Origin of the sequence: Martelella sp. UBA3392 (assembly GCF_002358775.1) — a bacterium.
In the GTDB taxonomy this organism is placed as follows: domain Bacteria; phylum Pseudomonadota; class Alphaproteobacteria; order Rhizobiales; family Rhizobiaceae; genus Martelella; species Martelella mediterranea.
The window spans coordinates 1-23469 of the sequence record NZ_DEPM01000205.1 but is presented as its reverse complement, the minus strand read 5'-3'; the positions used below and the strand labels follow the sequence as shown (position 1 = coordinate 23469).

The 23469-nt window shown below is 59.8% G+C and carries 33 protein-coding genes; 11 read left to right on the top strand and 22 right to left on the bottom strand.

The features are described 5' to 3' along the window. Window positions 1-9: 9 nt before the first annotated feature. From B4E36_RS24345 to B4E36_RS15740, 4 genes are read right to left on the bottom strand one after another with little or no spacing between them, the layout of a single operon-like run. Window positions 10-207, bottom strand: a complete 198-nt coding sequence (locus tag B4E36_RS24345) for a phage tail assembly chaperone (protein ID WP_414673772.1) — start codon at window positions 205-207, stop codon at window positions 10-12. A gap of 20 nt (window positions 208-227) precedes the next feature. Next, window positions 228-635 (bottom strand): hypothetical protein, encoded by a 408-nt coding sequence (locus B4E36_RS15750; protein ID WP_292055017.1) that lies wholly within the window; start codon window positions 633-635, stop codon window positions 228-230. Then, entirely contained in the window at window positions 635-1051 is a 417-nt protein-coding gene (locus tag B4E36_RS15745; protein ID WP_292055018.1) for a phage tail tube protein, read from the bottom strand. The genes B4E36_RS15750 and B4E36_RS15745 overlap by 1 nt, the downstream gene beginning before the upstream one ends. Before the next feature lie 28 nt (window positions 1052-1079). Continuing rightward, window positions 1080-1334 carry a spike base protein, RCAP_Rcc01079 family gene (locus tag B4E36_RS15740; protein WP_292055019.1) on the bottom strand — a complete coding sequence of 85 codons (255 nt, stop codon included), beginning with the start codon at window positions 1332-1334 and terminating at the stop codon, window positions 1080-1082. Window positions 1335-1455: 121 nt separating this feature from the next. Between B4E36_RS15740 and B4E36_RS15735 the strand changes: the two genes are divergently transcribed. Further along, window positions 1456-2097: a hypothetical protein gene (locus B4E36_RS15735; protein ID WP_292055020.1), complete on the top strand. Its 642-nt coding sequence runs from the start codon at window positions 1456-1458 to the stop codon at window positions 2095-2097. A gap of 359 nt (window positions 2098-2456) precedes the next feature. After that, window positions 2457-2861, top strand: a complete 405-nt coding sequence (rnk, locus tag B4E36_RS15730) for a nucleoside diphosphate kinase regulator (RefSeq protein WP_292055021.1) — start codon at window positions 2457-2459, stop codon at window positions 2859-2861. A 16-nt stretch (window positions 2862-2877) separates the two neighbouring features. Here the strand turns inward: rnk and B4E36_RS15725 are convergent, their stop codons facing one another. The 11 genes from B4E36_RS15725 to B4E36_RS15675 all read right to left on the bottom strand — a co-directional run bounded on the left by B4E36_RS15725 (window position 2878) and on the right by B4E36_RS15675 (window position 11810). Continuing rightward, the gene (locus B4E36_RS15725; protein ID WP_345900558.1) at window positions 2878-3342 is read right to left on the bottom strand and encodes a hypothetical protein; all 465 of its coding nucleotides are present in this window, start codon (window positions 3340-3342) and stop codon (window positions 2878-2880) included. Beyond that, window positions 3342-3677: a head-tail joining protein gene (locus B4E36_RS15720; protein WP_292055023.1), complete on the bottom strand. Its 336-nt coding sequence runs from the start codon at window positions 3675-3677 to the stop codon at window positions 3342-3344. Before B4E36_RS15720 ends, B4E36_RS15725 begins: the two co-directional genes overlap by 1 nt. Further along, the gene (locus B4E36_RS15715) at window positions 3674-4117 is read right to left on the bottom strand and encodes a hypothetical protein (RefSeq protein ID WP_292055024.1); all 444 of its coding nucleotides are present in this window, start codon (window positions 4115-4117) and stop codon (window positions 3674-3676) included. Before B4E36_RS15715 ends, B4E36_RS15720 begins: the two co-directional genes overlap by 4 nt. A 61-nt stretch (window positions 4118-4178) precedes the next feature. Then, window positions 4179-5210 (bottom strand): major capsid protein, encoded by a 1032-nt coding sequence (locus B4E36_RS15710; protein WP_292055026.1) that lies wholly within the window; start codon window positions 5208-5210, stop codon window positions 4179-4181. 41 nt (window positions 5211-5251) lie between these two features. Further along, on the bottom strand, window positions 5252-5608 hold the full coding sequence (locus tag B4E36_RS15705) for a head decoration protein (RefSeq protein ID WP_292055028.1): 357 nt from the start codon (window positions 5606-5608) through the stop codon (window positions 5252-5254). Between the two features lie 4 nt (window positions 5609-5612). Further along, entirely contained in the window at window positions 5613-6158 is a 546-nt protein-coding gene (locus tag B4E36_RS15700; RefSeq protein ID WP_292055029.1) for a hypothetical protein, read from the bottom strand. A 25-nt stretch (window positions 6159-6183) separates the two neighbouring features. After that, the gene (locus B4E36_RS15695; RefSeq protein ID WP_292055030.1) at window positions 6184-7068 is read right to left on the bottom strand and encodes a S49 family peptidase; all 885 of its coding nucleotides are present in this window, start codon (window positions 7066-7068) and stop codon (window positions 6184-6186) included. Between the two features lie 4 nt (window positions 7069-7072). Further along, entirely contained in the window at window positions 7073-8830 is a 1758-nt protein-coding gene (locus tag B4E36_RS15690) for a phage portal protein (protein WP_292055031.1), read from the bottom strand. After that, the gene (gpW, locus tag B4E36_RS15685; RefSeq protein ID WP_292055032.1) at window positions 8827-9060 is read right to left on the bottom strand and encodes a gpW family head-tail joining protein; all 234 of its coding nucleotides are present in this window, start codon (window positions 9058-9060) and stop codon (window positions 8827-8829) included. Before gpW ends, B4E36_RS15690 begins: the two co-directional genes overlap by 4 nt. A 15-nt stretch (window positions 9061-9075) precedes the next feature. Then, window positions 9076-11151 carry a phage terminase large subunit family protein gene (locus B4E36_RS15680; protein ID WP_292055034.1) on the bottom strand — a complete coding sequence of 692 codons (2076 nt, stop codon included), beginning with the start codon at window positions 11149-11151 and terminating at the stop codon, window positions 9076-9078. Beyond that, the gene (locus B4E36_RS15675; RefSeq protein WP_292055035.1) at window positions 11148-11810 is read right to left on the bottom strand and encodes a hypothetical protein; all 663 of its coding nucleotides are present in this window, start codon (window positions 11808-11810) and stop codon (window positions 11148-11150) included. Before B4E36_RS15675 ends, B4E36_RS15680 begins: the two co-directional genes overlap by 4 nt. A 223-nt stretch (window positions 11811-12033) precedes the next feature. Here B4E36_RS15675 and B4E36_RS15670 point away from each other — a divergent pair, with 223 nt between their 5' ends. Next, entirely contained in the window at window positions 12034-12285 is a 252-nt protein-coding gene (locus B4E36_RS15670; protein ID WP_292055036.1) for a DUF4031 domain-containing protein, read from the top strand. Window positions 12286-12293: 8 nt separating this feature from the next. Here the strand turns inward: B4E36_RS15670 and B4E36_RS15665 are convergent, their stop codons facing one another. The 5 genes from B4E36_RS15665 to B4E36_RS15645 all read right to left on the bottom strand — a co-directional run bounded on the left by B4E36_RS15665 (window position 12294) and on the right by B4E36_RS15645 (window position 15884). Then, complete coding sequence (locus B4E36_RS15665; protein ID WP_292055037.1) at window positions 12294-13034, bottom strand: hypothetical protein; 741 nt, start codon at window positions 13032-13034, stop codon at window positions 12294-12296. Between the two features lie 230 nt (window positions 13035-13264). Further along, entirely contained in the window at window positions 13265-13900 is a 636-nt protein-coding gene (gene nusG / locus B4E36_RS15660) for a transcription termination/antitermination protein NusG (protein ID WP_292055038.1), read from the bottom strand. Continuing rightward, window positions 13897-14628, bottom strand: coding sequence for a hypothetical protein (locus B4E36_RS15655; RefSeq protein WP_292055039.1), 732 nt, complete (start codon window positions 14626-14628; stop codon window positions 13897-13899). Before B4E36_RS15655 ends, nusG begins: the two co-directional genes overlap by 4 nt. Beyond that, entirely contained in the window at window positions 14621-15067 is a 447-nt protein-coding gene (locus tag B4E36_RS15650) for a hypothetical protein (protein ID WP_292055040.1), read from the bottom strand. Before B4E36_RS15650 ends, B4E36_RS15655 begins: the two co-directional genes overlap by 8 nt. Next, window positions 15051-15884, bottom strand: a complete 834-nt coding sequence (locus B4E36_RS15645) for a YdaU family protein (RefSeq protein ID WP_292055041.1) — start codon at window positions 15882-15884, stop codon at window positions 15051-15053. The genes B4E36_RS15650 and B4E36_RS15645 overlap by 17 nt, the downstream gene beginning before the upstream one ends. Here B4E36_RS15645 and B4E36_RS15640 point away from each other — a divergent pair. Further along, complete coding sequence (locus B4E36_RS15640) at window positions 15869-16219, top strand: type II toxin-antitoxin system RelE family toxin (protein WP_292055042.1); 351 nt, start codon at window positions 15869-15871, stop codon at window positions 16217-16219. The genes B4E36_RS15645 and B4E36_RS15640 overlap by 16 nt on opposite strands. Window positions 16220-16225: 6 nt before the next feature. Continuing rightward, window positions 16226-16576, top strand: coding sequence for a helix-turn-helix domain-containing protein (locus tag B4E36_RS15635; RefSeq protein ID WP_292055043.1), 351 nt, complete (start codon window positions 16226-16228; stop codon window positions 16574-16576). Between the two features lie 14 nt (window positions 16577-16590). On the opposite strand, the gene B4E36_RS15630 is transcribed toward B4E36_RS15635, so the two are convergent. Both B4E36_RS15630 and B4E36_RS15625 read right to left on the bottom strand, forming a co-directional pair. Continuing rightward, the gene (locus B4E36_RS15630; protein ID WP_292055044.1) at window positions 16591-17331 is read right to left on the bottom strand and encodes a hypothetical protein; all 741 of its coding nucleotides are present in this window, start codon (window positions 17329-17331) and stop codon (window positions 16591-16593) included. A gap of 274 nt (window positions 17332-17605) precedes the next feature. Continuing rightward, complete coding sequence (locus B4E36_RS15625) at window positions 17606-18184, bottom strand: hypothetical protein (protein ID WP_292055045.1); 579 nt, start codon at window positions 18182-18184, stop codon at window positions 17606-17608. On the opposite strand from B4E36_RS15625, the gene B4E36_RS15620 reads away from it, so the two are divergent. From B4E36_RS15620 to B4E36_RS15595, 6 genes are all read left to right on the top strand, one after another. Next, complete coding sequence (locus tag B4E36_RS15620; protein WP_345900557.1) at window positions 18183-18686, top strand: hypothetical protein; 504 nt, start codon at window positions 18183-18185, stop codon at window positions 18684-18686. The two genes, B4E36_RS15625 and B4E36_RS15620, sit on opposite strands and share 2 nt — an antisense overlap. 492 nt (window positions 18687-19178) lie before the next feature. Continuing rightward, window positions 19179-19556, top strand: a complete 378-nt coding sequence (locus B4E36_RS15615; RefSeq protein ID WP_292055047.1) for a hypothetical protein — start codon at window positions 19179-19181, stop codon at window positions 19554-19556. Window positions 19557-19948: 392 nt separating this feature from the next. Further along, entirely contained in the window at window positions 19949-20509 is a 561-nt protein-coding gene (locus B4E36_RS15610; protein ID WP_292055048.1) for a hypothetical protein, read from the top strand. A gap of 2 nt (window positions 20510-20511) precedes the next feature. Further along, the gene (locus B4E36_RS15605) at window positions 20512-20754 is read left to right on the top strand and encodes a hypothetical protein (RefSeq protein ID WP_292055049.1); all 243 of its coding nucleotides are present in this window, start codon (window positions 20512-20514) and stop codon (window positions 20752-20754) included. Then, window positions 20732-21802: a tyrosine-type recombinase/integrase gene (locus B4E36_RS15600; RefSeq protein ID WP_292055050.1), complete on the top strand. Its 1071-nt coding sequence runs from the start codon at window positions 20732-20734 to the stop codon at window positions 21800-21802. The genes B4E36_RS15605 and B4E36_RS15600 overlap by 23 nt, the downstream gene beginning before the upstream one ends. 65 nt (window positions 21803-21867) lie before the next feature. After that, window positions 21868-23451, top strand: coding sequence for a DNA methyltransferase (locus tag B4E36_RS15595; protein ID WP_345900556.1), 1584 nt, complete (start codon window positions 21868-21870; stop codon window positions 23449-23451). The last annotated feature ends 18 nt before the right edge of the window (window positions 23452-23469 follow it).

Genomic DNA, 23469 nt, shown 5'->3' with positions numbered 1-23469 from the left:
TCATCTCGGTTATGCTTTCCTGCGGATGGACTTTTGCGAACCATGGCCGGCGACGATCTCGCGAATGCGAGTATGGCTTACAGGAGAGGTCTGTGCGGACCTCCCCGCAACGCCGGCAATGGCCATGGAGAGTTCGGAGGGCGTGGCGGCCCAGAAGGTGGCCGGCGACCAGTTGAGCCGCTCGGAAGCGACCGCGAGTTCGAACAGCGTCCGGACGTGATCGGCGATCAGGACGCCGGTTGAGGCTTTTTTCCGGTGACGGCGGCCTCCACATCTTCCAGCGGCGACGAGGTTTGCCGCAATTGGTTGCCGGCCTCTATATGGGCGGTCAGCGCTTTTTCGATACCAGTGCGCCAACTTGCATGGTCAGCGGCCGAGATGTTTTTGCCGGACAACACCCGGGCGGCAATCTCTGCCCTGCCCTCGTCATCGTCGGCAACGGCAAGACAGCGGATCGCACACGATACCGCGAAAGGTTCGAAGCCGAGCAGCCGCTGATAGACCTCGTCCATGGTCCGGGCGCCGATGGCCTGTGACAAGCGCATCAGGCCGGCAAACGTGACGGCAACAACGATGTTCTCTTTGCCGATCGTCACCGCCGCTTCGCCGCGCAGTTCGTTGGCGAACGCCGTCATTAAGCTGCCGCCTCGAAGGCGACGTCCCCATCGAAGACGCCGGAGAGATCGCAGGTAAGCTCGCCGGTTTTATCACCCTGGAAATTCGCAGAAAGTATCCTCATGAAACCCTCGAAAATCCCAACAGAGGGCACCGATACCTGATACTCCGCGAGCGTCTGGGCAAGTATATCCTCCAGCACAAGCGCCTGGGTAGCCGAGCTGACATAGGCGCCGGAGCCGGACCAGCGCACAGACTGCACTCCGCCGATCGACGAATACCGGAGAACACCGCCCGGGTTGTCACAATCCGGTTTCGTGGTGTCGACCTCTTCGTTGTTGATGTTGAGTGAACGCTGTTCGACAACACAGACGATGTCGAATGATTCCGTAGCGTCGTTCTTGCGTTTGATGATCAGTTCGCGGCCCAGTGCCATGGCAGGTTCCTTTCAGGGAGAAGCGCGCTCACCAGAGCGCAACAATATGTTCGGCGGTCGTACCGGTGGCTTTGACGCGGCGGTAAACCCCCAGCACGTAACCAACAGGATGGTTGTGCAGCGTCACTTCCGTGCCGCCCATAGTGATGCCACAGACGTCACCCTCGGTACCGAGATAGAGCGTCGAATATTGCGGCAGATCGGTATCGTCGTTCGGCACGACAGGCGCGCCAAACTGGAAGGGCTGGTCGAGACCTCCCTGTTTTTTGGTGAAAGTTGTCATGAAAATAACTCCGTGTTTGCCATTCCGTTCGGTCGACATTTCATGACCGGCGGGATCTACGTTGTCTGCTCGTGCCGACGGACGTGGCCCATAGGAGGCGCCCATCCGGACCGGAGCGGCCTTGGCAGGCACTGTTTCAGCTGGCTATGCTTCTTCTGCCGACAGATACCGAAGCGTGATGGAAGGATCGGACATGGATGCATACGGACATCTGCGGATACTGGTCAGCCTCATTTTGGGGCTAGCGATCACACGGGTGCTTTCAGGTCTGTCCCGACGATTGCAGGAACCGGACAAAACCGCCGGCATGCCTGCCCAGATTGTCTGGTCGCTGGTTCTTCTTTTCGGCGCCGTTCACTTCTGGTGGTGGGAATTCGCTCTTCGCTTCATCAGTCAATGGAACTTCTGGATTTACATATTTGTCCTGTCGTACGCCTCGTTGTTTTTCCTGATGTCGACCTTGCTCTATCCCGACCACATTCAGACGAATGCTGATCGAGAGGATTTTTTTATTCGCCGCAGGTATGCTTTTTTTGCCCTGTTTGCGGCCTCTTTCGCGTTCGACCTGATCGACACGCTTATCAAAGGTCGGGACCACCTCACGTCTCTGGGCATTTGGTACGGCGTCCGGCTCGCAGCCGGAACACTGATCGCCTTGATCGCGATGAGAACTGAAAACAGCAGGAAGCTGATGTGGCTGGGTTTGATCTGGCTTGCAGGGAATATTATCTGGATTACCGTGCGATACAGAGCGCTGGACTGAGCAAGTTAATTTGACCGCGACATCCTTCAAATTTCTTTGTCTGCGAGGGTCAAGCCCGGTACACAGCCAGTCGCTTCGACCCACCATTCCACAGGTCAGGTCGCTTGACTCATAGGCGCTTCCGAGACACATCACTTCTTATGACAGTCATGAGCCTCAATCTCCTCACTCGACGGGTTTGCCTTATCGCAGGCAAATAACCCCCGGCCTGGTTGCGTCGCGCCCCGGCCGCGGGGCAATGGCACTTGCCATCTGGCGCGTGGAATGCCGCCAATCCAGCGACATCAGATCCCTAAAATCGAGATATCGCCCAGTCTTGCGACCCTGTGTGCTGACGGCTGCGGCAAGGAGATAAAACTGTGCTTACCAAGAAAAAGAAACTGCGAAAGCCCGCGATTGTTCTGACCGAAACAGATCACAAGCGGCTGTCGCTGCTGGCGGAGCAATCCGCTAATCGCAATTCCGAAGTCGCGGAATCAATCCTTATCGAGCTTGAACGCGCCCGAATCGTCAAGGATGAAAAAGTTTCGAAAAATGCTGTCCGCATGGGTTCTTCTGTGCGCTTCACGACGGACCTTGGAGAGGACCGACAGGTCACTCTGGTATACCCAGGAAACGCTGATATTGCCGACGGCAAGATTTCGATCCTCACCCCGATCGGAGCCGCATTGATCGGCCTTTCAACGGGACAATCGATCGATTGGGAAACGCGAGATGGCCGCGCGTGCCGCTTGACCGTAGAAACCGTGGAGCAACCGACTTGAATCTGCCAGACGTGCATCACGAGGCTTCGAACTCTGGATCCGTCGCCACCGTCTTGTAGTCACCGACAAACGTCAGTGACCCAACTCCAAGCGCAACACCGGTCGACCTGTCGACAAAGCTGCGGGTTTCCGACAGCGTCAACTCTACGACCAGCCCGTCGAGTTTGATCGCGCTGCCGAGCGCTGTTTCCACCAGCACGGCAATGCGATCGAACTCGATATCCGGCTCTTCCGCCTGGAAGTGGGCAATCACATCGATCGGCAAGCGCCGGTCATAGCCGACTTCACCATTCGGCCCAGCGCATGGGCGAACCTCGGCAGTTTCCTGATGCTCCGCCCATGTCGCAGTCAGCGCCGGCAGCAGGCTTTCCCGGATCGCACTGGTGCGCGCCCGCTTGACCTTGCCCTCACCGGAAAATTCCGGAATGGCGGACAGGCGTGCGAGGATCGCATCGAATATCCGGGTGCGAAGGTGGGCCATCAGATATCGCCTTTTAGCCAGAGGTTCAGCATCGCCCGCCCGTCATCGGTTAGGTTCCGGATCCCGTAGGTCGTGCGGTCGATGATGACGGTATCCCGTTCACTTTCGAGATCATCCAGCCCCGTCGCCGGGACCGAGAGCACATGGGTGACTGCCTCGACATCCTGCCGGCCGAATGCGTCGCCAAGCTCCAGCTCACGCTTCTGCCGCAGAATGCCGCGAACCGAGTCGGAGCGTTGGACGCCGCCAATGGTGAAGCGGCAGTCGACATTCCCGAACGTGCCGGCGAAGGCATCGCCCATTCCGGCAAAGATCGCCGGCCGTTCGATCTTCATGCCTTGTCCTTGTCCTCGTCGTCGCCGACATCATCCTCAGCGGCAGCCTGAAGTTTCTTCAGCTCGTCGGCCAGCGTGGCATTGTCCTCGGCGAGCTGGTCGCGATCCTCGGTGACCTCCTTCAGCTCGACCTTGAGCGCGGCAATATCCGCCTTCAGATCCGTCACCGGCTTTCCACCATCGGTTTTGGCGACCAGCACATCGCGTTCCTTCGTTAGGGCCTCGACCCGGTCGGCGAGCTCGTCACGCTCTTCCGTGAGCGCCGCTACCCGCTTATCAGCCGTGGCATCGGCGGATTTTCGCCATTTGCCGAACACCTGTTCGAGGTTGTCGGCATCGGCCTCGCTGAGACCGTTTTTTGACAGCGGCACATCCTCGCCGGGCGCATAGGTTTTGGTGCCGATCCTCACCGTCGTGTTGAACTTTCGTGTATTAGCCATTGTTATCGCTCTTGTTTCTTCCTGTTTATGTGGGGCGGGCTCGATACCCGCCCGGCCCGTATCAGCGAACGAGCGCAAACAGGCTGGCGTTCGGCTCCGGCGCAATCGGCAGTGGCGCGGCCTGCGTCTGGATGATCGTGCGCGAGGGGTTCTTCTCCCGCCACATGTCCGGGAACCGCTCCATCGGCACCAGCGCCTGATCGTCCAGAATGGCGCCATAACCGAAGTGGCCCATAAAACCCTGCGGATCGAGAACGCCGACGCCGAAGGTCGGCCAGAAGTTGCTTTTCACGCCGCCGACCGTGTAGCCCTGCGAATACTGGATGAAGGTGATCTCGCCGATCTGACCGAGTACGGCCGAGTATTTGCCCTCGGCACCTGTCGACACCGGACCGAACTCCATCGAGCCCGAAGCTTGACGGCGATTATCCAGCATCTTCTGGAAACGCTCGGACCGCTTCAGCAGCGTTGCCGCACCCGGCCCCAGTGTCACCTCACGCGCTGTAAAGCCGTCAGTATTGGCAAGAAGCGCGATCCAGTCCTCGACATCGTCATAGGGGTCCACACCGCTCTCGCCCCAGCGGGCAGCACCCGACAGCGCGATGGTGAGCTCGGTCGCCCGCTGGTAATTGACCGTCTGGGTCGGATAGTTCTCACCTTCGACCACGACCTGCCCGGTGCGCAGGATTTCCGAGCACATGTGCTCCTCGCGGCGCGTGATGCGCATGTCCTGATCATCGATGATCTGGGCGATGTTGTAGGCATAGCGCTGTTCGGGTGAGACCGCACCACCGATATTCTCACCCGGCATGCGGATCAGATTGCCGGAAGGCCGCAATGTGTTCTGCGGCTTCAGATAGGCGGGCTTCAGACTGGTGGCCTGGAAGCCGCGATTGGCGGCATCCTTGCCCGGCACATCCGGATGGACGAAGGGGGCAAGCTCGCGATCCGGCAGGATCCGGTCGAAGACGATTTCTTCCTGCTCCGAGAGAACCGTGGTGGCGAAGTAGCGATTGCGCAGAAAGGCCTCAGGCCGGTCGCGCGGCGGCAGAACCGTGACCAGTTCCGCCGTATTGAGAAGAAGATCACTCATAGTATTGATTTCCTGTGATGTTCCGGGACTGCGGAAGAGGTTCAGTCGAGCGTGCGCACGAACAGCGCGGCACCCTTCCGGCGGAAGGCCTGCTCGACGCTTGCGGCGTCATGACCGGCGCCGAGGGTGAGCTTCGAGGCGTCGACGGCCGCACCGAAGTACGCCTGTGCCTCGACATCACCGCCGGACGCGTCGACATCAAAGGCCAGAATGCAGTCGGGATCTTCCGAGCCGTTACCGGCCGCTACGAGTGACAGCGTGTGCTTTCCGCTCGCTGCGATCTCGCCCAGCACTGCGCCGCGCTTCAGTTCCTGACCACTGGCAATGGTGACGGTACGGGTGACGACCTGGACGTCGCCGACGATCAGGTCATTGGGGGCAAAGCTTGCCGTTTCCATGGGATCATTCTCCGGTGTTGCGGCGACCATGCCGCGCATTGATGGCACCGCCGACAGCCGCCAGCAGCGATTTTCGTTCCGAGGTGGCAGACGGCGCTCCGCCGGCGCCGAGCTTCGGGGTTTTGCCCGCCATGCGACCGGCAAGACGATTGCCGCCGGCCGAAGCCGACGGCGTCGAGGCATTGAGGATGGCGCTCGCCTCCTTCGCCGAATAGGCAGTGTTGAACGCCAGATGGTTGGCAAGCTCGGCATTGGCCGAGGCCTTGGGATGCGTCAGGATCGCCTGGATCCGGGAGCGTTCATCGGCACGGGCAGATGCCTTCGCCGAAACCGGCTTTTCGTCATCGCCCTCGGGATCATCGCCGGGCGCGCCCTCGCCTTCCGCTTCGGGCTCGGGATCGTCGCCCTCGGCATCCGGATCCCGGTTCTCTTCTTCGAGCACTTCCGGCGGGGTTTCCTTCTCCGGATTGTCTTCCATCCGGTTTCCGCCCCTGCCGCCGCGCATGGCGGCGAGCACGCTCGCGGACAGGCCGCGCGTGACATTCGACATATCGATTTCCTTTGTCGTTGATGGTTCAGGCCGAACGGCCTAGTTCGGTCCCGAAGGCGGCAAGCACCTGCGAAGGACGGGCGACGGCGTCGGCAAGCCCTGCCGAGACCGCCTTTGCACCGCGATAAACACCCGCCTCGGTGGCAAGCGCCTGGTCTTTCGAAAGCCGCCCGGCGCGGTACCGGGCGACCGTTTCGGCAAATTCGACGCGCAGCTCTTCCAATTCGGCAAGCTCTCGCGTCAGCACATCCGCCGGAATGGCTTCGTATGGGTTCAGATCGGCCTTGTACTCGCCGGCCTTGAGGATCGTGACACTCAGCCCCTCCTTCTTCAGCCAGCCGCTGACATCGACATGAACCGAGACCACGCCGATCGAGCCGCAAAGGCCGGTGGACGGCAGCACGATCTGACGGGCGGCGGCGGCCAGAAGATAGCCGGCCGAACAGGCGTGATCAGTCAGAACCGCAATGGTCGGTTTCACCTGCGACAGCTCGAAGATCTTTTCCGCACAGTCGAAGGCGCCGGTAACCTCGCCGCCAAAGCTGTCGACCTCGATGACCGCGCCCTTGATGCTGTCATCCTCGCGGCAGTCATCGGCTTGAATGCCGATCCCCTCATAGGAGGTCATGCCGCAGGACTTGCCGATCCACCGGCCTTTGTTGACGAGCGAGCCCTCGATCTCGATCAGGCCGATGCCTTCCATCGGACGATGGACACCGCAATAGGTCTTCTCGCCCCACATGTCGGCATCATCGCGAAGCTGCTCGCCGATCAGGCCCATTTGGCCTGCGTCCGCCTCCGGCAGGCCGAGGACACGCGGGGCAAAGGCCCGGGCAATCGTGTCGGCCTTGGCCGGCTGCAGCATCAGCGGCGTGTTGAACATGCGGCTGGCGATTTCGGGATAGTTCATGGGTTCAGCCTTTCCTGCCGACCGAGGGGATACCCAGCGGATGGCGCCGCGCGGAACGGGCACTGTTCCGGCCGTTGACGCTGTCTTCGATCTCGCTGTCCTGATCAGCCTCATCGAGCGGCGGACCGCCATTGCGGCCGGTCATGTCGCTTTCCATTTCCGCCGGGTGCTTCAGGCCGAGGCTGCGATAGTAACGGGCCTCGCGGGCAAGCTGGTCGGCATCCATCTTCCAGTCCCTGCCCTGCTCTGCCGATTCCTGCTGGAGCGTCGTCAGTTTGCGGTCGAGCCGTTCGCCAGCCGCCTGTGCTTCCCGCAGCGGATCGATCCAGCCCCGCCCGGGCCCGATCCAGTCGGCATGACACCATGCCGCCGGGTTTTCCTCGAAGGAGACGGCACCCGCCGGCAGTTCGATCAGGCCACGGTCAAATATCTCTTCAAGCCAGGCGCGATAGATCGGCGCCATGAACTGAGCGGCAAAGCTGCTCTTCTTGGCGGTGAAGCCGCGCCAAATCTCTAGAAGCGCCGCACGCGCCGACGAATAGTTCACCTGGCTCCAGTCCATCGTGAGCTGCTCATAGGTGAGCCCGACGGCAGACGCGATCTTTCGCAGTGCCGCGTTGACGAACACCTCGAAGTTGGCGTTCGGATGCTCTGGCTTGGTCAGCTCAGCCTTCTCGCCCGGCAGCAGCGTGTTGATGCGGACACCGGGAAGGTTGATCGGGGCTGCGCCATAATAGGCCTTCTGGGCTTCCGACATCTCGCCATAGATTCTGCCCAGCGCTCCCTCGCCGCCATCGGCGTCGAGCGCTGCCATCATCTCTTCCGGATCGAACGGGGTTTCGATGAAGGCGGCCATGATCGCATTCAGCATCGCGGCCTGACTTTCAAAATCCTCGTAATCCGTGGATTGCTTGATGGAGCGCATGATCGGCGCCCAGTCGGAAGCCCCCCGCGTCATGCCCGGTCGCTTCGGATCGAAGGCATGAACCACGACCGGCCGGCCCCATTCGGTCGACCGGCTGACATATTCCCATGACCAGAGTTTAGTGTTGCCGGCATAGACATCGCCTGGGTGGCTCTTGCGAAAATGATAGCCGACCGGCGCACCGTAATCGTCAATCGCGACACCATCGCGCAGATACTCGCTGTCTAGCCTGCCCTTCGGGTTCGAGCACCGGGCCGGGTCGATCAGATGCACCGCCGTCGAAAACAGCGGCGCATCTTCCTGCCAGACGATCACGCCAAAGGCCTCGCCCTCCGGTCCAAAGCGATTACGAGCGGCAAGGCCGAGGATCCCGGCCATGTTCTTGGTGCGCTCGGCATCGCACCACATATCGACATCCTGGGTGTAGTCGCGCCACAGCCCTTCAATTTTGGTGGCGATCTCTTCGGCCTGGTCGAAGGTGAGATTGAGCGTTGTGTGGTTCGGCCGGGCAGCCAGCTTCCAGCCGGCGCCGATGATGTTGTCGACAAGCCGCGATGTGCCGGCCGCACCCCAGCCGTCATTGCGCGCCACATCGTTGAGGCGATCGACCAGCGTCGAACGCGACGCCGACAGCGCCGACTGGCCGGAGTAATTGCCGGCATGCCAGCCGGCAAAGCTCGGGTGATTGTAGGATGCGCCCTGATAGGCTGCCCGCGTCACGGCCTCGCCCGACACTGTCGCGGTCATTTGCCGGTTGCGGGCAGCCTGCAGGCGGGCGGCGTTGCGCACATTGGCGGAAAGCGGCCTGCTGTCTGGTCCGAGGATTTCCACTGTCATCCGAAGCTCACTCCCCGGCCGCGCGGACGGGACGACCGGCGAAGCCCGAGATTCGTTTCGAGATCGCGGATATAGGCCCGAAGCGATCCCCGGTCGGCGCCGCTGTAGGTGACGCTCTCGCCGTCATAGGAAAGCGTCACCGCGCTCTGCCCGATCTCCAGCCTGTGAAGCGCAAGCTTCGCCTCGCCGAGCCGGGTTTCCAGCGTCAGTCGTTCGTCAGTCGAAACCATGATGTCTGTCCTGTCTTAGCCCGGCCGGGTTCGTTGTGCGGCCCGTTCCGCCCGGCGCATGGCCGCTGCGACCCGGTCGGAGACCGGTGAAGCCGTCGCGGCCGACGGCTGTTCGGCGGTCGTTCTGCCGGCATCGCTGACGGCCTTCACCGCAAAAGCAAGATTGCCGATTAGGTCTTCGAGATCGCCCTGCGCTTCCGGTTCCTGCCGGGCGAGTTCTTCGGCTCGCGCGCCCCATTCGTCATCCGACCAATAGGGAACGCCAAGCCGGATGGCAGCCGCCCGCGACTGGTTGAGCATGTCGAGCACTTCGTTGCGCTGGCCTTCGGGTAGTTTCCACACCCAGCGGGGATAGCCGTTGCGGTCCTTTTCCTTGACCCGCACCTCGGATGTCGCCTGCTGGTAGAAGACATCGCCAAGGCCGATGGCAAAGCTGATGAAGCCGGGCTGTTCGGGATCATCCTTCCGGAAATCGCGATAGAGCCCCATCTTCATCACCGAGGCATTGAAGTTGTAAAACCGCGTCGACCACTTCTGTTTCTTCGGTTTGCCGCGCTTGTCATATTCGCGGACATGGCTGAGGAGCGGGGCGGCATCGCGATTGTCACCGCGCACCATGATCACCTTCGAGCGCGGATGGCGCCGGGCCCAGAACCACACATCCTCGGTATACGCATTGCCGTCGATCGCGACACGGTCGACATCGCGCAAGCGTCCATGTTCATCCGGCCAGCGTTTTACGATCAGCCGGTCAAGCGCTGCCATGACCTCGGCTTCCGAGATATGGCCGGAATGCTCGCGATAGCCCGCCAGATGACTGCCGGCCCGACTGTCGATCACGCCATAATCGATGACCGCGCTGCTCTTGTTGCGGCCCCAGCCTCTGAGCAGCCATTCGACACGATCGCCCTGGACGTCGATACCGATGGTCAGCGCCAGCATTGCGGCCGGCACAATGCCGCGCCGGAAGCCGGTTTCCTCGGCACGGTCGCGCAGGTCTTCCCAGGCGATCGCCTTGTTGTCGGCCTCAAACGCAAGGCCGAGCGTATCGTTGAAGAACACCTGTTCGGCGCCGGCGCCCTTTTCTTTGTCGTCGGCGCCGCCGGACTGGACCTTCAGCCACGCCCGCGCGATCGCCTCCCAGCTTTCGAGCGGCGAGTAAGGCACCCAGATATGGAACGAGCGGTGATAGCGTGCCCGTTCCGGATATTTGGCAACCCACCGCGCACCGTTCTCCGGGTCCACCATCCACTGGCGATGATGCTCGCGGATCTCGCAGCCGCAATGGACACAGACAAAGTGCGCGAGCTCCGGGTGCTGCGGATCGAGATGATCGCGCATGTTCTCCCATTCGAGCGGCTGCAGCTCATGGCAGTGCGGGCACGGCACATGATAGCGTTCCTGCGTGCCGGCCAGATAATTGGCGGTGATCCGGCAGCCGGGCGCGATCAGCGGCGTCGAGATCTTGAAGACCTTGCGGTTGAAGAACGCCTTCGACCGGCTGTCGGCCTGACTTTCCGGATCACCCGCGTCGTTATAGACCCATTTCGCAAGGTCATCCTGCACCTGGGAGCGCGGCGAGATCATCGACAGGCCAGCAGCGGAATTGGCGCCTGCCGCCTGTACGGCGCCGCGCCCGTCTGTCCTCTCCTTGTAGAGGATCGAATTGCCGCCATCGCGGCCGGCTTCCGGAAACAGCGCCCGGACAGAAACGGTCTCCCGCAAGAGTGGCATCAGCTTGGTCTTCGACCAGCGCGAGGCGTTTTCCTCGGTCGGATGGACATAGAGGAAATCGCAGGGGTCGAGGTCGAGCGTGCCGAGCAGAAAGATATTCGCCAGCACCGTGCCGCCCACCTGGGCGGACTTGGCAAGCGAGACGATCGAGCACGGATCGTCCGGTGAAAGCGCCCTCAGGATCTCCGAAAAGAACGGGAACATGTCCTCGCGGTAGGGACCCGGAAACGCCGAGATCCGTTCGGAGAACACGATGTTCTTTTTCGCCCAGCCGAGATAGTCGACCGGCGGCGGCGGCTCGCAGGCACTCGCCAGCGCTTCGAACATCAGCTGCGCCGGATTAAACAGCATGGTCATGCAGTGTCGGTCTCTTCGATGATCAGCTCGGGTTCCTCGTCGCGACGTTCCCGGAAGGTTACGGCGGCCTGTTCACGGATGTCCCGCCATTTGCGGGTGAGCGTCTTCAGGATATCGCGCTGCGGCAGGTTGAAGACCTCGGCGAGAGCGCCGGCGAGATCAGGTAACCCCTGTTCCATCACCTTGAACGCCTCGGAGGATGCCCGGCCGATCTCGCGGCGGACATCCTCGGTGCGGGTGTAAATCCCTTCCTCGGCTTTTTCCTGCCGCTCCATCTGGGCGGTCTTGTACTTCTGCTGCTGCAGCCGCTCGCGGGCGAGCTGCTCGGCGAGGTCCTCCTCGTCGTCTACGACGGGCAGCGGACGCAGCGGCACTTCCGCCGCCGCGCCCGTCCGCCGTCCGGCGCGCGGGAAATCAGCCTGTCTGTTCCATGATGCTGTGGAGGCTTTTCCGTTGGCGCCGAACCCTTGGGAGGGATCGATGGTGAGGCCCAACTGAGCGATCGCGACATCCGGGCGGATGCGGGCAAACCGCCCCTCGCCCTCGATCGCCCGACCATGGATCTGGCCCGCGCTCAGATATTGCGAGATACGGCCCGCCGAGACCGAGATCAACGACGCGAACTCGGCCTTGCTCATGCTGTCTGGCGTGGTTTCCATGGTGGCTAAACTCACCCTGTCTTTAGTTTAGGCTTGGACTTTAGGCTTCTGTTTCGGGCTCAGACTGGCCAACCCGCGCGGTGCCAAATACCCGCGTGGGCAAGGGCCCCGGGAAGGACCCACGGTTTTTCTGAAGTCTCGATCAGACGGGGCGGCGCGTTGACAAGCCCGAAGTTTTGAATATGACGGCCTGCTCGCCTTTACGATCAACGCAAAGCAAGCCATGGCCGTCTACGTCGATGATATGAAATGGCCCTTCCGGGGCATGGTCATGTGCCAGATGCTCGCCGACACCACCGATGAACTCCACGCCATGGCTGATCATCTCGGCATGGAACGCCGGTGGGTCCAGTACCCAGGCACGGCAAAAGAACACTACGACATTCCGCTGTCGCGCCGCGTGATCGCCGTCGAGGCCGGGGCTGTCGAGGTGAGCTGGCGTTTCATGGTCATCTTGATCCGCAGCCGGCGCTGACGCTTCCGTCAGCTGTTTGCATACGCCTTGCGGAATGCCCGCGAGAACGTTCGGTCCTTCTTCTGGCGCACAAGCTCGGAAACAATCTCATTGAGTTTCAGACGCTCCGAATAGGACGTGGCCCTCACAAACAGGATCACCGGATAGAACTCCCGGTCACCGCGCCCCGAATACCAGACACCGGGAAACAGATCGTCCCTGCCCTGTGGAACGAAGAACTGATAGGGCTTGGCCTTGCGCTTGCGCCGCGTCGAACCGCTCGAAACCCGCGTTGCCCCTGCCCCGCGATAGTCGATCTGCAAGTCCCGCATCACGCGGTTGAGAAACCCTTGCGTCATGTTGCCATATCGATCTAGCGGCGTCCGATCCGCTGGCACAGCCACGTGGTTTCGGGCCATAAGCCCCCGGCCGACCAGTTGCTCCTCGAATGACTTGTGCCGCCGCATCCCGCCATGGATTTCCGGGCCAAGGTAGGCAGCGGCCGGCAGCCCGCCCTTGCGCCCAGATCCTCCAACCACCACAGCCGAAACCCGGTTGGCCTCGCTCGCCTTTTCGTAGACGATCCCGCGAATGGCCCGCGCCGTCGGCCGGTCGAACACGACCTTCATCTTCGCCCGCACTGCCCGCATGCCGTCATCGGCCAGCCAGTTCAGCGCCAGCACTTCCGCCTTCGGCAGTTCCCGCCGTTGTGCAGATGTCAGCTTCGCCTCGAAGCGCGAAAGGTCGATGTCGATATGGGCGGAGATCATGGAGGAATTTCCCTTTGCCCTAAACGCAAAAAGGCGGACCGCTTTCACGATCCGCCTGCGGCGAGAGGCAACGCAATACTGCCGAGAAACCATCATTTTCAATTTTTGGAGAAGGCATAGCTCACGCACTGGCCCTCAATCGCATCTGCCGATCGGCTATCGTAAGGGCGGGGTTCGGGCGCGAGAGCGAAGGTCACTGAGAACCGAATCAACCAATGGCTCTATAAAATTCATAACTTTTCGAGAATTGCAAGAGGCAAATTCACAGGCGTTTTCTGCCCGAACATATCGACCTCGACGACAACATCGCCCTTCCCCTTGCTGTTGGGCGTGACCACCTCGGCCTCAAGCCCCGCAAACATTCCCTCGCCGATGCGCACCCGCTCGCCAGCGACAACCACGATCTTCGAGACCCGCTCCCAGTCGAACCGACCATCACCGGACTTCTGCATGATCCGGACAACTCTGTCATTTTCCAGCGCGAACGGGCTGAGCCACCCGCCCAGTATTCCGCGCACATGCTCGAACCCCAGCAGCGCATGCACCGCCATCTCCGACCAGGCAAACCGAACCATCACATAGCCGGCTATCAGCGGGATATCCTGCGGCGGCAAAACCTTGTGCCGACGGCGGCGCTTCGGCCCCTTCCGCATCGGCGAAAGCGCCTCGGCCCCGCATTCCGTCAGCGCTTCGCAAACGACCGGCTCCCGGCCGGTCATCACCTGCAACACATACCACGGCGCATCCTCCGCAGCCTTTTCCGCCAGCGCTGACCGCCCGGAAAGGCGGATCAACCGCAGCCGGTCCTCAAATTTCAGGCCATAGGCCAGATCGACCGAAGCTCCGATCTTCCGATACTCTGTCATTGAGCCGCCTCCAGCTGTTTCGTCCTGTGCAGTTTGTCGAAGAACGCCGTCAGCGCCTCGCCCGGCGTTCCAGCACCAAGAGGCGGAAAGTAGACCCATTCCACCCGCCCCATTTCCGGCAGCCATGGCCATCCGCGTGCGCTATGCTCCGCCTCCCAGGCAGCCCACAGATCGCCACCAACCCGCACCGCCTCGAAGTCAGCTCCAAGCAACGCGATTTCACCGGAAACTCGGGTGCCCTTGCCGGGATAGCGAGCGGCCTGATCGTTCATAGCGTTCACGGCTGGCCAGCCCATCTTGCACATCCGCTCGCGCCACAGCGCCTTGCGGTCTGCCCGCCCTTCCGCAATTTCCAGCTCCTGAAACCGCGTCAAGGCAGGCAGCCGCGCACACGGCTCACAAAGCCTGGCAAAGCGCTCCGCCATCCATGCCTTGCCGAAGGTCGCAGCAATCACCGGCCCGGAAGAGCCTTCCGCGCCTTCCGGAACAGCCGTCCAGCGCCTTTCGCGCAGATAGGTGCTTGCCGCAAACTTCACCGTCCGCCCGTTCATGGCTTCGAACGCCAGAAAAGCCGGTAGCATGGCGTCGGCCCCTTGTCGCTCCGCCGGCTTCAGCGCCTGCCATTCGGCAAAGGCCCGTTCGTCACTGTCATCGCCAAAGGTCGGCCATTGCCGGTAGAATTTCAGAAAGGCACGGCGCACGGCCTTGCGGTTCTCGGTCTCAGTCATCGAAGCCTCCACTCAGGGTTCGCGCCTTCGCGGCCGTGCCCAGCATCGCCCGCACGGCAGCAGCCTTCCGTCGGCGGCGCTCGCGCTCCTCCGGCCCGATCTCGCGCCGGCTCCTCTCCTCCTCCCGCTCTTTTGCGGCTTCCGCATGTTCGTGTTCAATCCGCAGCAGCTCCCTGTCATGCTTCGCAGCCGCATCGACAAGCGCCGAAAGCTCTGCGGGCTTAGGCAGGAACGACTGGAATTTCGGGTATCGGCCAAGCCGCAGGTTCTCGAATACCCGGCGAAGCGCACCGATCGGCTTGCCCCGCATCGCTTCGGCGTAGAACTGACCGGCCTTCTCGGCGTTGACGCTGTCGGGGATAGCAAATCCACGGTCCATCAACGCATCAAGCATGAGATCGGACTGCCGTTCGTTTGCCGGCTCAAGAGCCTTGCGCAACCTTCCAATCTCCCCGGCTGATGTCGATAATTTTGCCATCTTCGCTGCCATCGTCCTGTCCCATCCGTTTGCGCAAACTGTCCCGAACGCGCTGATTGTGATCCCTGATTTCGTCGCCGCGTGAAGGCTTGGCGGGCGAAGCCCGGGCGCCACCCTGCTGGCGCTCCTGCATCCAGCCGGGCTCGAAACCCTGCCAACCGCGACCGATCATGGTTTCCGCCGCAGCATCCGGATCCGGCATCAGCGCAAACCGCCGTGCGAGCAGTTCGGCTGCCCGGACGGTCAGGTTCTTCCGCAGCGCTTTGCGATGTTCGATGACGGCATCGGCAACCTCCGGCGAAAGCACGTCGCAGAGAACCGATCGGGGCGATTTCTTTTGTGTTCCTTTAGGAACACTTTCTTTCTTAACTCTGGCTTCTGGCTTTAGCATTGCAGCTGCATTGCATGTGCTATGCACCTGCATGCTCGCTTCATTGTTTTCATTGCCTTTTTTCCAGCGTTTTTTTGCGGCCTGTTTTTTGTCTTCAGAACTTTTTTCGCGAAATTGAAATTCTTTTTCCACGCGGCGGTTCCAGAGACCGCCCTCGGAACGGATGATTTTCCCGTCATCGAGGAACACATCGAGGTATTGGGAGAACACCTTTTTCGTGCAGCCGCACTGCCGCGCCAGCCGCTCGTGGTTCTCGCTCAGCGGCTCGCCGCGTTCATACATCAGCGCCAGCAGAGTAAAATAAACACCCATTTCCGCCGCCTTCATGCCGCGCGTGGCAGAAAGCCAATCGGACATATAGAACCGCACATATGGCATCTCGCTCATGGCAAATCCTCCATGAATCTAGGCATAAAATTATAGCAAAATACGATTTCAATCTTGCGCTCAATATCGCCTATAGCTATATTGAGTACATGAAGACGATCCGTTACACCAAGGTCGCGATGAAGAGCATTCAGCGCATGCAACCAAAGCGCCGCAACGCAATCATTGCCAGGATCGAAGCTTACGCGTCGGGTGAAACGGTCGATTTGAAGAAGCTGCAGGGCAGCCCCTATTTTCGCATCCGCGTCGGTTCCGACCGTATCATTCTTGATGATCAGGGCCTGGTCGTCATGATCATCGATGCAGGGCCGCGCGGCGGCATTTACAAGGATTGACATGCCATGGGCGAAGTTCAGAAAATCACCATAGAAGGCAAGAATTACGTGCTCCTGCGCGAAGCCGATTACGATGACATGATCGACAGCCTGCACGCCCGCGCGGTCATGGCCGGCGTGGAAGCCGGAGAAGAGACCTATCCGCACGAACTCATGGTCGCGCTCTCCGATGAAAGCCAAAGCCGGCTGCGCGTGTGGCGCAAATACCGAGGCCTGACCATGAAGGCGCTGGCAGAAAAGGCCGGCATTTCCCAGCCCTATCTGTCGGATATCGAAAACGGCAAGGCAGATGGCTCGATATCGGCCATAAAGGCGCTCGCCGCTGCCCTCGATGTCGATATTGATGACCTTGTGTAAACGCTGATCCTCGCTCATGAGGCCACCTCCAGCACATCACCAAGGGCCTCAGAAGCTGCCAGGGCCGCACCGCCCCATTGATCCGCCATTGCGTTGGCAATGCCCGGATATGTTCGTGATCTGAGCTGCCCGCGGTCAGGTCCCGGCGAGGCCCGATGCACGATCGACCATGTCTTGTGTTCATCCGTGCCCGCATTGGGTGGCAGAAGCCGCTCTGTTTCAGTCAAGGCTGGCAGGCCCCGCAGGTAAAGTGAGGTCGCCTTGAAAGCGCGATCGCCAAACCACCATGGCTGCACGGTCTGGGCCGGCTTCTGGTAGTTGACGATCCGCTCTTTGGCATGCCGGTGCATCACCGGGTTTTCAATGGCCACCCGGTCAATCGGCGCATTCCAGCAGGCAGAAAACAGCGCCGCGCCTTCGTCCAGCAAACGCCACATGATGGCCGAGCGATCGGCAACGGAAAGAACCGGCCACGCCTGCTTCTCCGCAGGGAGAGCCTCGTTCGGTGCATTCTTCGGCGGGCCTGAGAGCCAGCGCACGCCGCTGTTGCAGAGCCGCGTGCATGGCGGATGCATCACGGCCAGCAAATCCCAACCGTCATCGAGAATGTCGCGGACATCGCAGACAATATGCCGGTTGCTGCCATCTTCGGCCGGCAGAAGATCACACGACCAGACATCATGCCCGCGCGAGGCAAAGGCACGACGCACCACGCCGGAAGTTTCGCAGCCGACAAGAACACGTAACTCGGTCATCCCGCCACCCTCCGGTGCGCCCGCCAGGGCGGAAGCTCCTGAAGAAGCTCGAAGATACCCTCGGCAAGCGCGGCGCATCTCCGCTTCTGCGGCCAGGACAGTTCGCCTGCGCCGTTGGCATCAGACATCCGACGTTGCCCGATAGCATAGGCGCGGGCGTCCTCTGCCGAGATCCGCTCATTGCCGCAGCACACCGGGCACCGGCGCCGGCCGCTGGCCAAATACCCCTGCCCTGCACAATGCGGGCAGACAATTCTGGTAATCCTCACCTCCCTCACAGCTTGCCCTCCCGGATAATCCGGTTTTGCTGCGCGCGGATTTCGTCGGCGCGGGCTTGCAGATCGAGCGACGTATTGTGCAGGCGCTTGCCCTGCGTGGTATGGGCGACAAGCTCGGCGCGAAACTTCTCATAGTCAGCGGACCATTCCGAAAACCTGCGACGATTTTCAGCGAGGTTCGGGTTTTCGTTTGCCGGACCAAACATGAAATCGCGCACCTCCGCGACCCAGGCGCAAGGCACGCCCAGATCGCGCGCCACCAGATCATCCGTCCATGGCGCGACATAGCCCTGATCGTCGTAGACATCGGCAATCTTGTCGGCAACGATGCGCCGGTCCTCGCGCTGCATCTGGGGCGGCGGCTCCGCTTTCGATGTCGACACGGTCGTCTTTTTCACAATGGTTTTCGTCGCCATCTTATGGCTTTCCTTTCCTTGATTTTGGTGATCGGGATCGCAGGCAAACGGGCGATCATCGCAGTCATTGCCCAGGCAGGTCAGGCAAAAGGTAAAGCCGCAACTATCAACGATCCTGCAGGGGCTGGTGCTGAGCGGGCTTTGCGTTTCGCCGGTCATGTCAGACCTCGCCGTCGCATCCGTGCGTCTTGCTTTCCACGGTGTGGGCAACCCGCATGAAGTTTGCGTATTTTTCGAGGATCTCTGCCGCTTCCCTTGGATCGACCTTGCCGTCGGCAACGGCCTGGATCATGGATTGAGACAGCGCGTGAAAAGCGTCCTGAAACGCCCCTATATCGGCGATGCCCAGCCCGCCGGCGGCACTGTCAGCTCCATCATCGCGCACAAGCCGATAACCCTGAAGCCGCGCCATCTCGCCGACGATGACTGGCGCGCCGGCCTCCAGATCGGCCTCAACGGCAACGTCGATCGCCATAACGAGCTGGGTTTTCCGGCTGGGATCATGGGTCCAGCACTTCGAAAGTTGCCCCTGTGTCACCCGCGTGACATATTGAAATCGCTCCGGCCCGCCACCCTGCACAACCGAACGGCGGGAAGCCTCGCGCAGGCCATCGACAGCTTTTTGCGCCAGCAAACGCTGCATCACTGCACCTCATTCTGAGAATTATTTCGGGGGAAGCATTCACGGCGCCGACGGCCTAGAAACGCTACAACTGTCCAAATAAAAAAGCGTATGGGTAAAGCCGTAACAGTCAGAGCCTTCCGCAAGGAACACACCATTGAATACGGGAGTACTTCTCGCAAACCCTCTGAAAGCAAACGGACTGAAGGACTTCTCATCTTGAATCCCCCAGGCTCCAATAGATGTCCGGCCGCAACCTCTCCCGACAAATGCCGGTAATTTTCTCCGCTTCCGAAAGTCGCTTAATGGGCAAGGGAGGCTCTCCCTTTTCCCATCTCAATATGGTGGTGCGATGCACGCCAAATTCGGCAGCAACAACGGCAAGGGCTTTACGGCCGTTTTTCCGGTATTCTGCAAATGCTGTATTCGTCTCCATACCAAACGAGTGGCATTTACTGCAACTTTTGTAAAGTGTTTCCGTGGCACTTTTTGCCGACGATAACTTTTCGGCCTAATGGTAAAATTTGCCACATGCCAAACGTCACACGCATCCATAAAGACAAGCAGCCCATTCGACGGCACTACATCGCCGAATGGCTGGAAGCGCGCGATATGTCGCCAATGGAACTGCTTGCAAAACTCAATGACCCCGAAAGACCAATGGATCTCGCGGAGGTCGACAAGAGCCAAGTTTACCGCTGGCTGAAGGGTCAATTACCCCACCCGGCAATGCAAGCCCGTATCGCTGGGGCTCTGGACCTTGAAGACGATCCGTCGCGACTCCTTAGATCCCCCGACATTGACTGGATGACACACTTTTTCGAAGGACGCTCACGCGAAGAAGTCGAGCGTATCAGAGCAACACTTGAAGCCGCCTTCCCCAAGCAGAAAGACGGCACTTCAGGCTGATTTATCCCCTACCAGCCAAAGTCGAGGCGAACCAACCTGCCGAATCAATGATATCGGCAGTAGCATTTTATGCTACTTTTCCTCTGAGGTGTGCTTGCAATAAGTAGCATTATTTGCCACTCTTCACCTCACTGGACAGACCCGCTGTCCGCAACCCGCCGCAACTGACCTGCCTAGCTTCGTCATTGCGGCCCGTAAAGGTGGGGTCACAATGGCAAAATGCTCTCACGAAATTCATAGACTTACGATGCGCAGTTCGCACCCGTTGACGAATGACGACTGCACCGCCCTCCGGCGCATAAGCGTCACCGCCATTCTTTCTGGGCTAGCGATTCTCATCCTTTTGATGGTGCATCAACTCACCGAAATCGAAGCTGCCATTGCAGCATCGAATGTTTAGCAACATGCGCGCTGAGCAGACACCAGCGAAAGGCCGTCTTGCCAGCTATAGAACCCTCGTAGCTGGCGCCGCAGCGGTCGAACAAGTAGCAGCTGAACGCGACGCTCTGCATTTGGAGATCACCATTGAGGAGCCGGGAGGATCCGAGTGCATCAGCACCATCTCTCACTCGTGCCCGGTATCAAATCGAGAATTGCTGCTCAAGCATGTCGAAATTCCGGCCGACCTGATCCGCATGATTGACGCTGCAGCAAAACTCGATCGGAAGCGCCGAATCGAAATTGAGCGCTTGCAGATGGAGCTGGAGGCACGAGGCGGCAGGCCGGCGAAGAACTATGCCGCCGAATGCGCCATGAAATGCAGCGATCCGGCTTTCAAGGCGTACATGGAAGCCCGATACGCCCTCGCCCGCCCGCTGACAGACGACCGCGTCGCCGCGCGCGTGCGCTCGGTCCTCGCCATCTCGAGTCGAACCGAACTGAACACAAGCAACGAGGCTGCCGCGCGCTGGCGCGAGATGATGAAAGACTTTAACGCCTGGAGGAAAAGGTAACCATGGCACGCCGAACCATACCATTCACACTGGACGCCGTTAAACGCGCCATCATGGCTGTCAAAGCCGCAGGTGTCGACGTTCGCACCATCAGCGTGCGCCCGGACGGCACGGTTGTAATCAATGGAGATAACGGGAATAATTCGCAAAACGAGCTCGCCGACCGGTCGCAACCGGAAAACCTGAATAGTCTCGATGACTATTTCGCCTGGAGGGAGAAGGATGCGCGTCGTGACAGAGCTTAAGGGCGTGCACAGGGTCAGGAAGAAACTGGCCAGCGGAAAGGTCGTTTACTACTACTACGCATGGCGCGGCGGGCCACGCATCAGCGCAGATCCCAAGACAGACAAAGACGCCTTCATCGCCGAATACCGCCAGCACGAGCTGGCAGCTTCAACGGAAGGCGTCCTGACACTCGAAAGCCTGATTGACCTGTTCACCGGCTCGGAAACGAAGCCGAACCCCGACTTTCTGACGCTATCTGCCTCAACCCAGCGCGATCACCTTTACGCCTTCCGCCTCATAAAGGCGCACTGGCCCCGCCTGCCCGCGCGCCTCACCCAGCAGCGCGGCATGAAACGCGATATCAGGGACTGGCATAGATCTTTTGCGAAAAACCCTCGGAAGGCAGACAAGCTCCTGTTCTCCCTTTCCAAGGTTTTTTCGTATGCGATCAAGCACGAATACATCGAAAAGAACCCCTGCTCCGGCATAGACCGGCTCTATCGCGGATCAAGACGGGAATTCGTCTGGACCGACGAGATGGTCGACAAGGTCCGCAAGCAGGGAAAGCCGCACATCGTCGCCGCAATGGAAGTCGCCGTCTACACAGGCCAGCGCCAGGGCGATATCCTCGCGCTGAAATGGCCACAATACGACGGCACGCACCTGTCGCTGAGACAGGGAAAGACCGGCAAGCGCGTGAAGGTGCGACTGCACAAGGATCTGAAAGCCCTGATCGACCAGCTCAAACAAGCCGCCGAAGACCGAAAAGTCCGTTCAGCCAGCATCCTGACCAACAGTCGCGGCCGCCCATGGACACAGGACGGCTTTCAAACCTCATGGCGAAAGGAAATGATCCGCCTCGGCATCAAGGACGTCACCTTCCACGACCTGCGAGGCACCTTCATCACCGCCCGCCGCCGAGAAGGCTCCACCATAGAACAAATCGCCAGCATCTCCGGCCACACTATCTCCGAAGTCCGCTCAGTCCTCGAAAAGCACTATCTCGCCGACGATCAACAGGCCAGCGACGCGGTGATTTTGCGGATGGAGGAAAACAGCCGATCATAGGTCAGTTTTTTTTACAACGTTTTCCTGCTAGGGCAGTATTGTCGCAATCGGCTTAGGACCCACTTATGCCCTTGTCTCCAAATGAAATTCGGTCCCGAGCGGCGAGCTTCGCTAGGGAATGGGCCGGCCAAGGATATGAGAAGGGGCAGACCCAACTCTTCTATCGAGAATTCTTCGAAGTCTTCGGAGTCCCGATTAAGAGAGTGGCGACTTTTGAAGAACCGGTCAAACACGCCGACACCAGCAAACGCGGCTTCATTGACCTGTTCTGGAAGGGCAAATTGCTCGTGGAGCAGAAGAGTATGGGCCAAAGCCTTATCAAGGCTAAGACGCAAGCTCTGGACTACTTTCCAAGTCTCAAAGACGAGGACCTCCCAAGATATGTTTTGTTGAGCGACTTCCAAACCTTTGAGCTCTACGATCTAGAAGCTGCCGACGGGGAGGAAGGCGAACTCAAATTTCCTTTGGAGGAATTTGCGAAGCACGCACACAAATTCGGCTTCATCACCGGTGTCGAGAAGAAAACGTTCAAGGATCAAGATCCGGTGAACATCGATGCTGCCGAGCTGGTTGGCGCACTGCACGACGCCCTAGAAGACTCCGGCTACACGGGGCATGACCTTGAACGTTTCCTGGTCAGAATTGTATTCTGCCTCTTCGCTGACGACACAGGCATCTTCGCCAGAGGTATTTTCGAGGACCTGATCGAACGACGCACAAATCCGGACGGATCAGACCTTGGGGGATGGATCGCCCAGCTCTTTCAAACGCTTGACACAGAGAAGGGCCCGACCCGGCCGAAGACCCTAGACGAGGATCTGGACGCTTTCCCATATGTTAACGGCGCTCTGTTTAAGGAAACCCTTCGTCTGCCGTCGTTCAATACCGAGATGCGAGATAGGTTGCTTGACGCCTGTCGGTTCGATTGGTCGGAAATATCGCCCGCTATCTTCGGCAGCCTTTTCCAATCCGTCATGAACCGTGACGAGCGGCGACAGATGGGCGCGCACTACACCAACGAAACGAATATCCTGAAGACTATCCAGCCACTCTTCCTCGATGGTCTATGGGAAGAGTTCGAGCGCCTAAAGTCCCGCAGCATGAGGGACACCCGGCGAAAAACTGAACTCGAAAAATTCAGAGAGCGCCTGGGCTCACTTCGTTTTTTGGACCCCGCATGCGGCTGCGGCAACTTTCTCATCATTGCCTATCGAGAGCTGCGCATTCTAGAAATTGAAATCGTGCGCGAGCTAATCGACTACCAGAGGGATTCTTTTGGTCAGTTCAACGCACCATTGGACGTTTCTGATCTTTCACGGGTCAATGTCGACCAGTTCTACGGCATAGAAATTGGTGAGTTCGCTGGGCGGATTGCCGAAACTGCGATGTGGATGATGGATCACATCATGAACAATCGGCTCAGCCTTGAGTTCGGCCCATATTACTCGCGCATCCCGCTCAGAAAGGCGCCGCACATCGTTGTCGGCAACGCCCTTGAGATGGACTGGTCGGACATTCTTCCCCCGGCCGAATGCTCCTACCTGTTCGGCAACCCACCGTTCAGAGGCCACCAGTACCGCACGGAGGATCAGCAAGCCGACATGTGGCGAGTGTGGGGAAGAAAGGGGCAAGTCAATCGACTTGACTAGGCTCAGGACCTATTAAAT

What these genes read in the sequence shown, in the direction of transcription:
- B4E36_RS15750 (WP_292055017.1), bottom strand. Translation starts at nt 635, where the DNA reads ATGACGGCGTTCGCCAACGAACTGCGCGGCGAAGCGGCGGTGACGATC.
- B4E36_RS15745 (WP_292055018.1), bottom strand. Translation starts at nt 1,051, where the DNA reads ATGGCACTGGGCCGCGAACTGATCATCAAACGCAAGAACGACGCTACG.
- B4E36_RS15740 (WP_292055019.1), bottom strand. Translation starts at nt 1,334, where the DNA reads ATGACAACTTTCACCAAAAAACAGGGAGGTCTCGACCAGCCCTTCCAG.
- B4E36_RS15725 (WP_345900558.1), bottom strand. Translation starts at nt 3,342, where the DNA reads ATGGCCCACCTTCGCACCCGGATATTCGATGCGATCCTCGCACGCCTG.
- B4E36_RS15720 (WP_292055023.1), bottom strand. Translation starts at nt 3,677, where the DNA reads ATGAAGATCGAACGGCCGGCGATCTTTGCCGGAATGGGCGATGCCTTC.
- B4E36_RS15715 (WP_292055024.1), bottom strand. Translation starts at nt 4,117, where the DNA reads ATGGCTAATACACGAAAGTTCAACACGACGGTGAGGATCGGCACCAAA.
- B4E36_RS15710 (WP_292055026.1), bottom strand. Translation starts at nt 5,210, where the DNA reads ATGAGTGATCTTCTTCTCAATACGGCGGAACTGGTCACGGTTCTGCCG.
- B4E36_RS15705 (WP_292055028.1), bottom strand. Translation starts at nt 5,608, where the DNA reads ATGGAAACGGCAAGCTTTGCCCCCAATGACCTGATCGTCGGCGACGTC.
- B4E36_RS15700 (WP_292055029.1), bottom strand. Translation starts at nt 6,158, where the DNA reads ATGTCGAATGTCACGCGCGGCCTGTCCGCGAGCGTGCTCGCCGCCATG.
- B4E36_RS15695 (WP_292055030.1), bottom strand. Translation starts at nt 7,068, where the DNA reads ATGAACTATCCCGAAATCGCCAGCCGCATGTTCAACACGCCGCTGATG.
- B4E36_RS15690 (WP_292055031.1), bottom strand. Translation starts at nt 8,830, where the DNA reads ATGACAGTGGAAATCCTCGGACCAGACAGCAGGCCGCTTTCCGCCAAT.
- gpW (WP_292055032.1), bottom strand. Translation starts at nt 9,060, where the DNA reads ATGGTTTCGACTGACGAACGACTGACGCTGGAAACCCGGCTCGGCGAG.
- B4E36_RS15680 (WP_292055034.1), bottom strand. Translation starts at nt 11,151, where the DNA reads ATGACCATGCTGTTTAATCCGGCGCAGCTGATGTTCGAAGCGCTGGCG.
- B4E36_RS15675 (WP_292055035.1), bottom strand. Translation starts at nt 11,810, where the DNA reads ATGGAAACCACGCCAGACAGCATGAGCAAGGCCGAGTTCGCGTCGTTG.
- B4E36_RS15670 (WP_292055036.1), top strand. Translation starts at nt 12,034, where the DNA reads ATGGCCGTCTACGTCGATGATATGAAATGGCCCTTCCGGGGCATGGTC.
- B4E36_RS15665 (WP_292055037.1), bottom strand. Translation starts at nt 13,034, where the DNA reads ATGATCTCCGCCCATATCGACATCGACCTTTCGCGCTTCGAGGCGAAG.
- nusG (WP_292055038.1), bottom strand. Translation starts at nt 13,900, where the DNA reads ATGACAGAGTATCGGAAGATCGGAGCTTCGGTCGATCTGGCCTATGGC.
- B4E36_RS15655 (WP_292055039.1), bottom strand. Translation starts at nt 14,628, where the DNA reads ATGACTGAGACCGAGAACCGCAAGGCCGTGCGCCGTGCCTTTCTGAAA.
- B4E36_RS15640 (WP_292055042.1), top strand. Translation starts at nt 15,869, where the DNA reads ATGGCATCTCGCTCATGGCAAATCCTCCATGAATCTAGGCATAAAATT.
- B4E36_RS15645 (WP_292055041.1), bottom strand. Translation starts at nt 15,884, where the DNA reads ATGAGCGAGATGCCATATGTGCGGTTCTATATGTCCGATTGGCTTTCT.
- B4E36_RS15635 (WP_292055043.1), top strand. Translation starts at nt 16,226, where the DNA reads ATGGGCGAAGTTCAGAAAATCACCATAGAAGGCAAGAATTACGTGCTC.
- B4E36_RS15630 (WP_292055044.1), bottom strand. Translation starts at nt 17,331, where the DNA reads ATGACCGAGTTACGTGTTCTTGTCGGCTGCGAAACTTCCGGCGTGGTG.
- B4E36_RS15620 (WP_345900557.1), top strand. Translation starts at nt 18,183, where the DNA reads ATGTCAGACCTCGCCGTCGCATCCGTGCGTCTTGCTTTCCACGGTGTG.
- B4E36_RS15625 (WP_292055045.1), bottom strand. Translation starts at nt 18,184, where the DNA reads ATGACCGGCGAAACGCAAAGCCCGCTCAGCACCAGCCCCTGCAGGATC.
- B4E36_RS15615 (WP_292055047.1), top strand. Translation starts at nt 19,179, where the DNA reads ATGCCAAACGTCACACGCATCCATAAAGACAAGCAGCCCATTCGACGG.
- B4E36_RS15610 (WP_292055048.1), top strand. Translation starts at nt 19,949, where the DNA reads ATGTTTAGCAACATGCGCGCTGAGCAGACACCAGCGAAAGGCCGTCTT.
- B4E36_RS15605 (WP_292055049.1), top strand. Translation starts at nt 20,512, where the DNA reads ATGGCACGCCGAACCATACCATTCACACTGGACGCCGTTAAACGCGCC.
- B4E36_RS15600 (WP_292055050.1), top strand. Translation starts at nt 20,732, where the DNA reads ATGCGCGTCGTGACAGAGCTTAAGGGCGTGCACAGGGTCAGGAAGAAA.
- B4E36_RS15595 (WP_345900556.1), top strand. Translation starts at nt 21,868, where the DNA reads ATGCCCTTGTCTCCAAATGAAATTCGGTCCCGAGCGGCGAGCTTCGCT.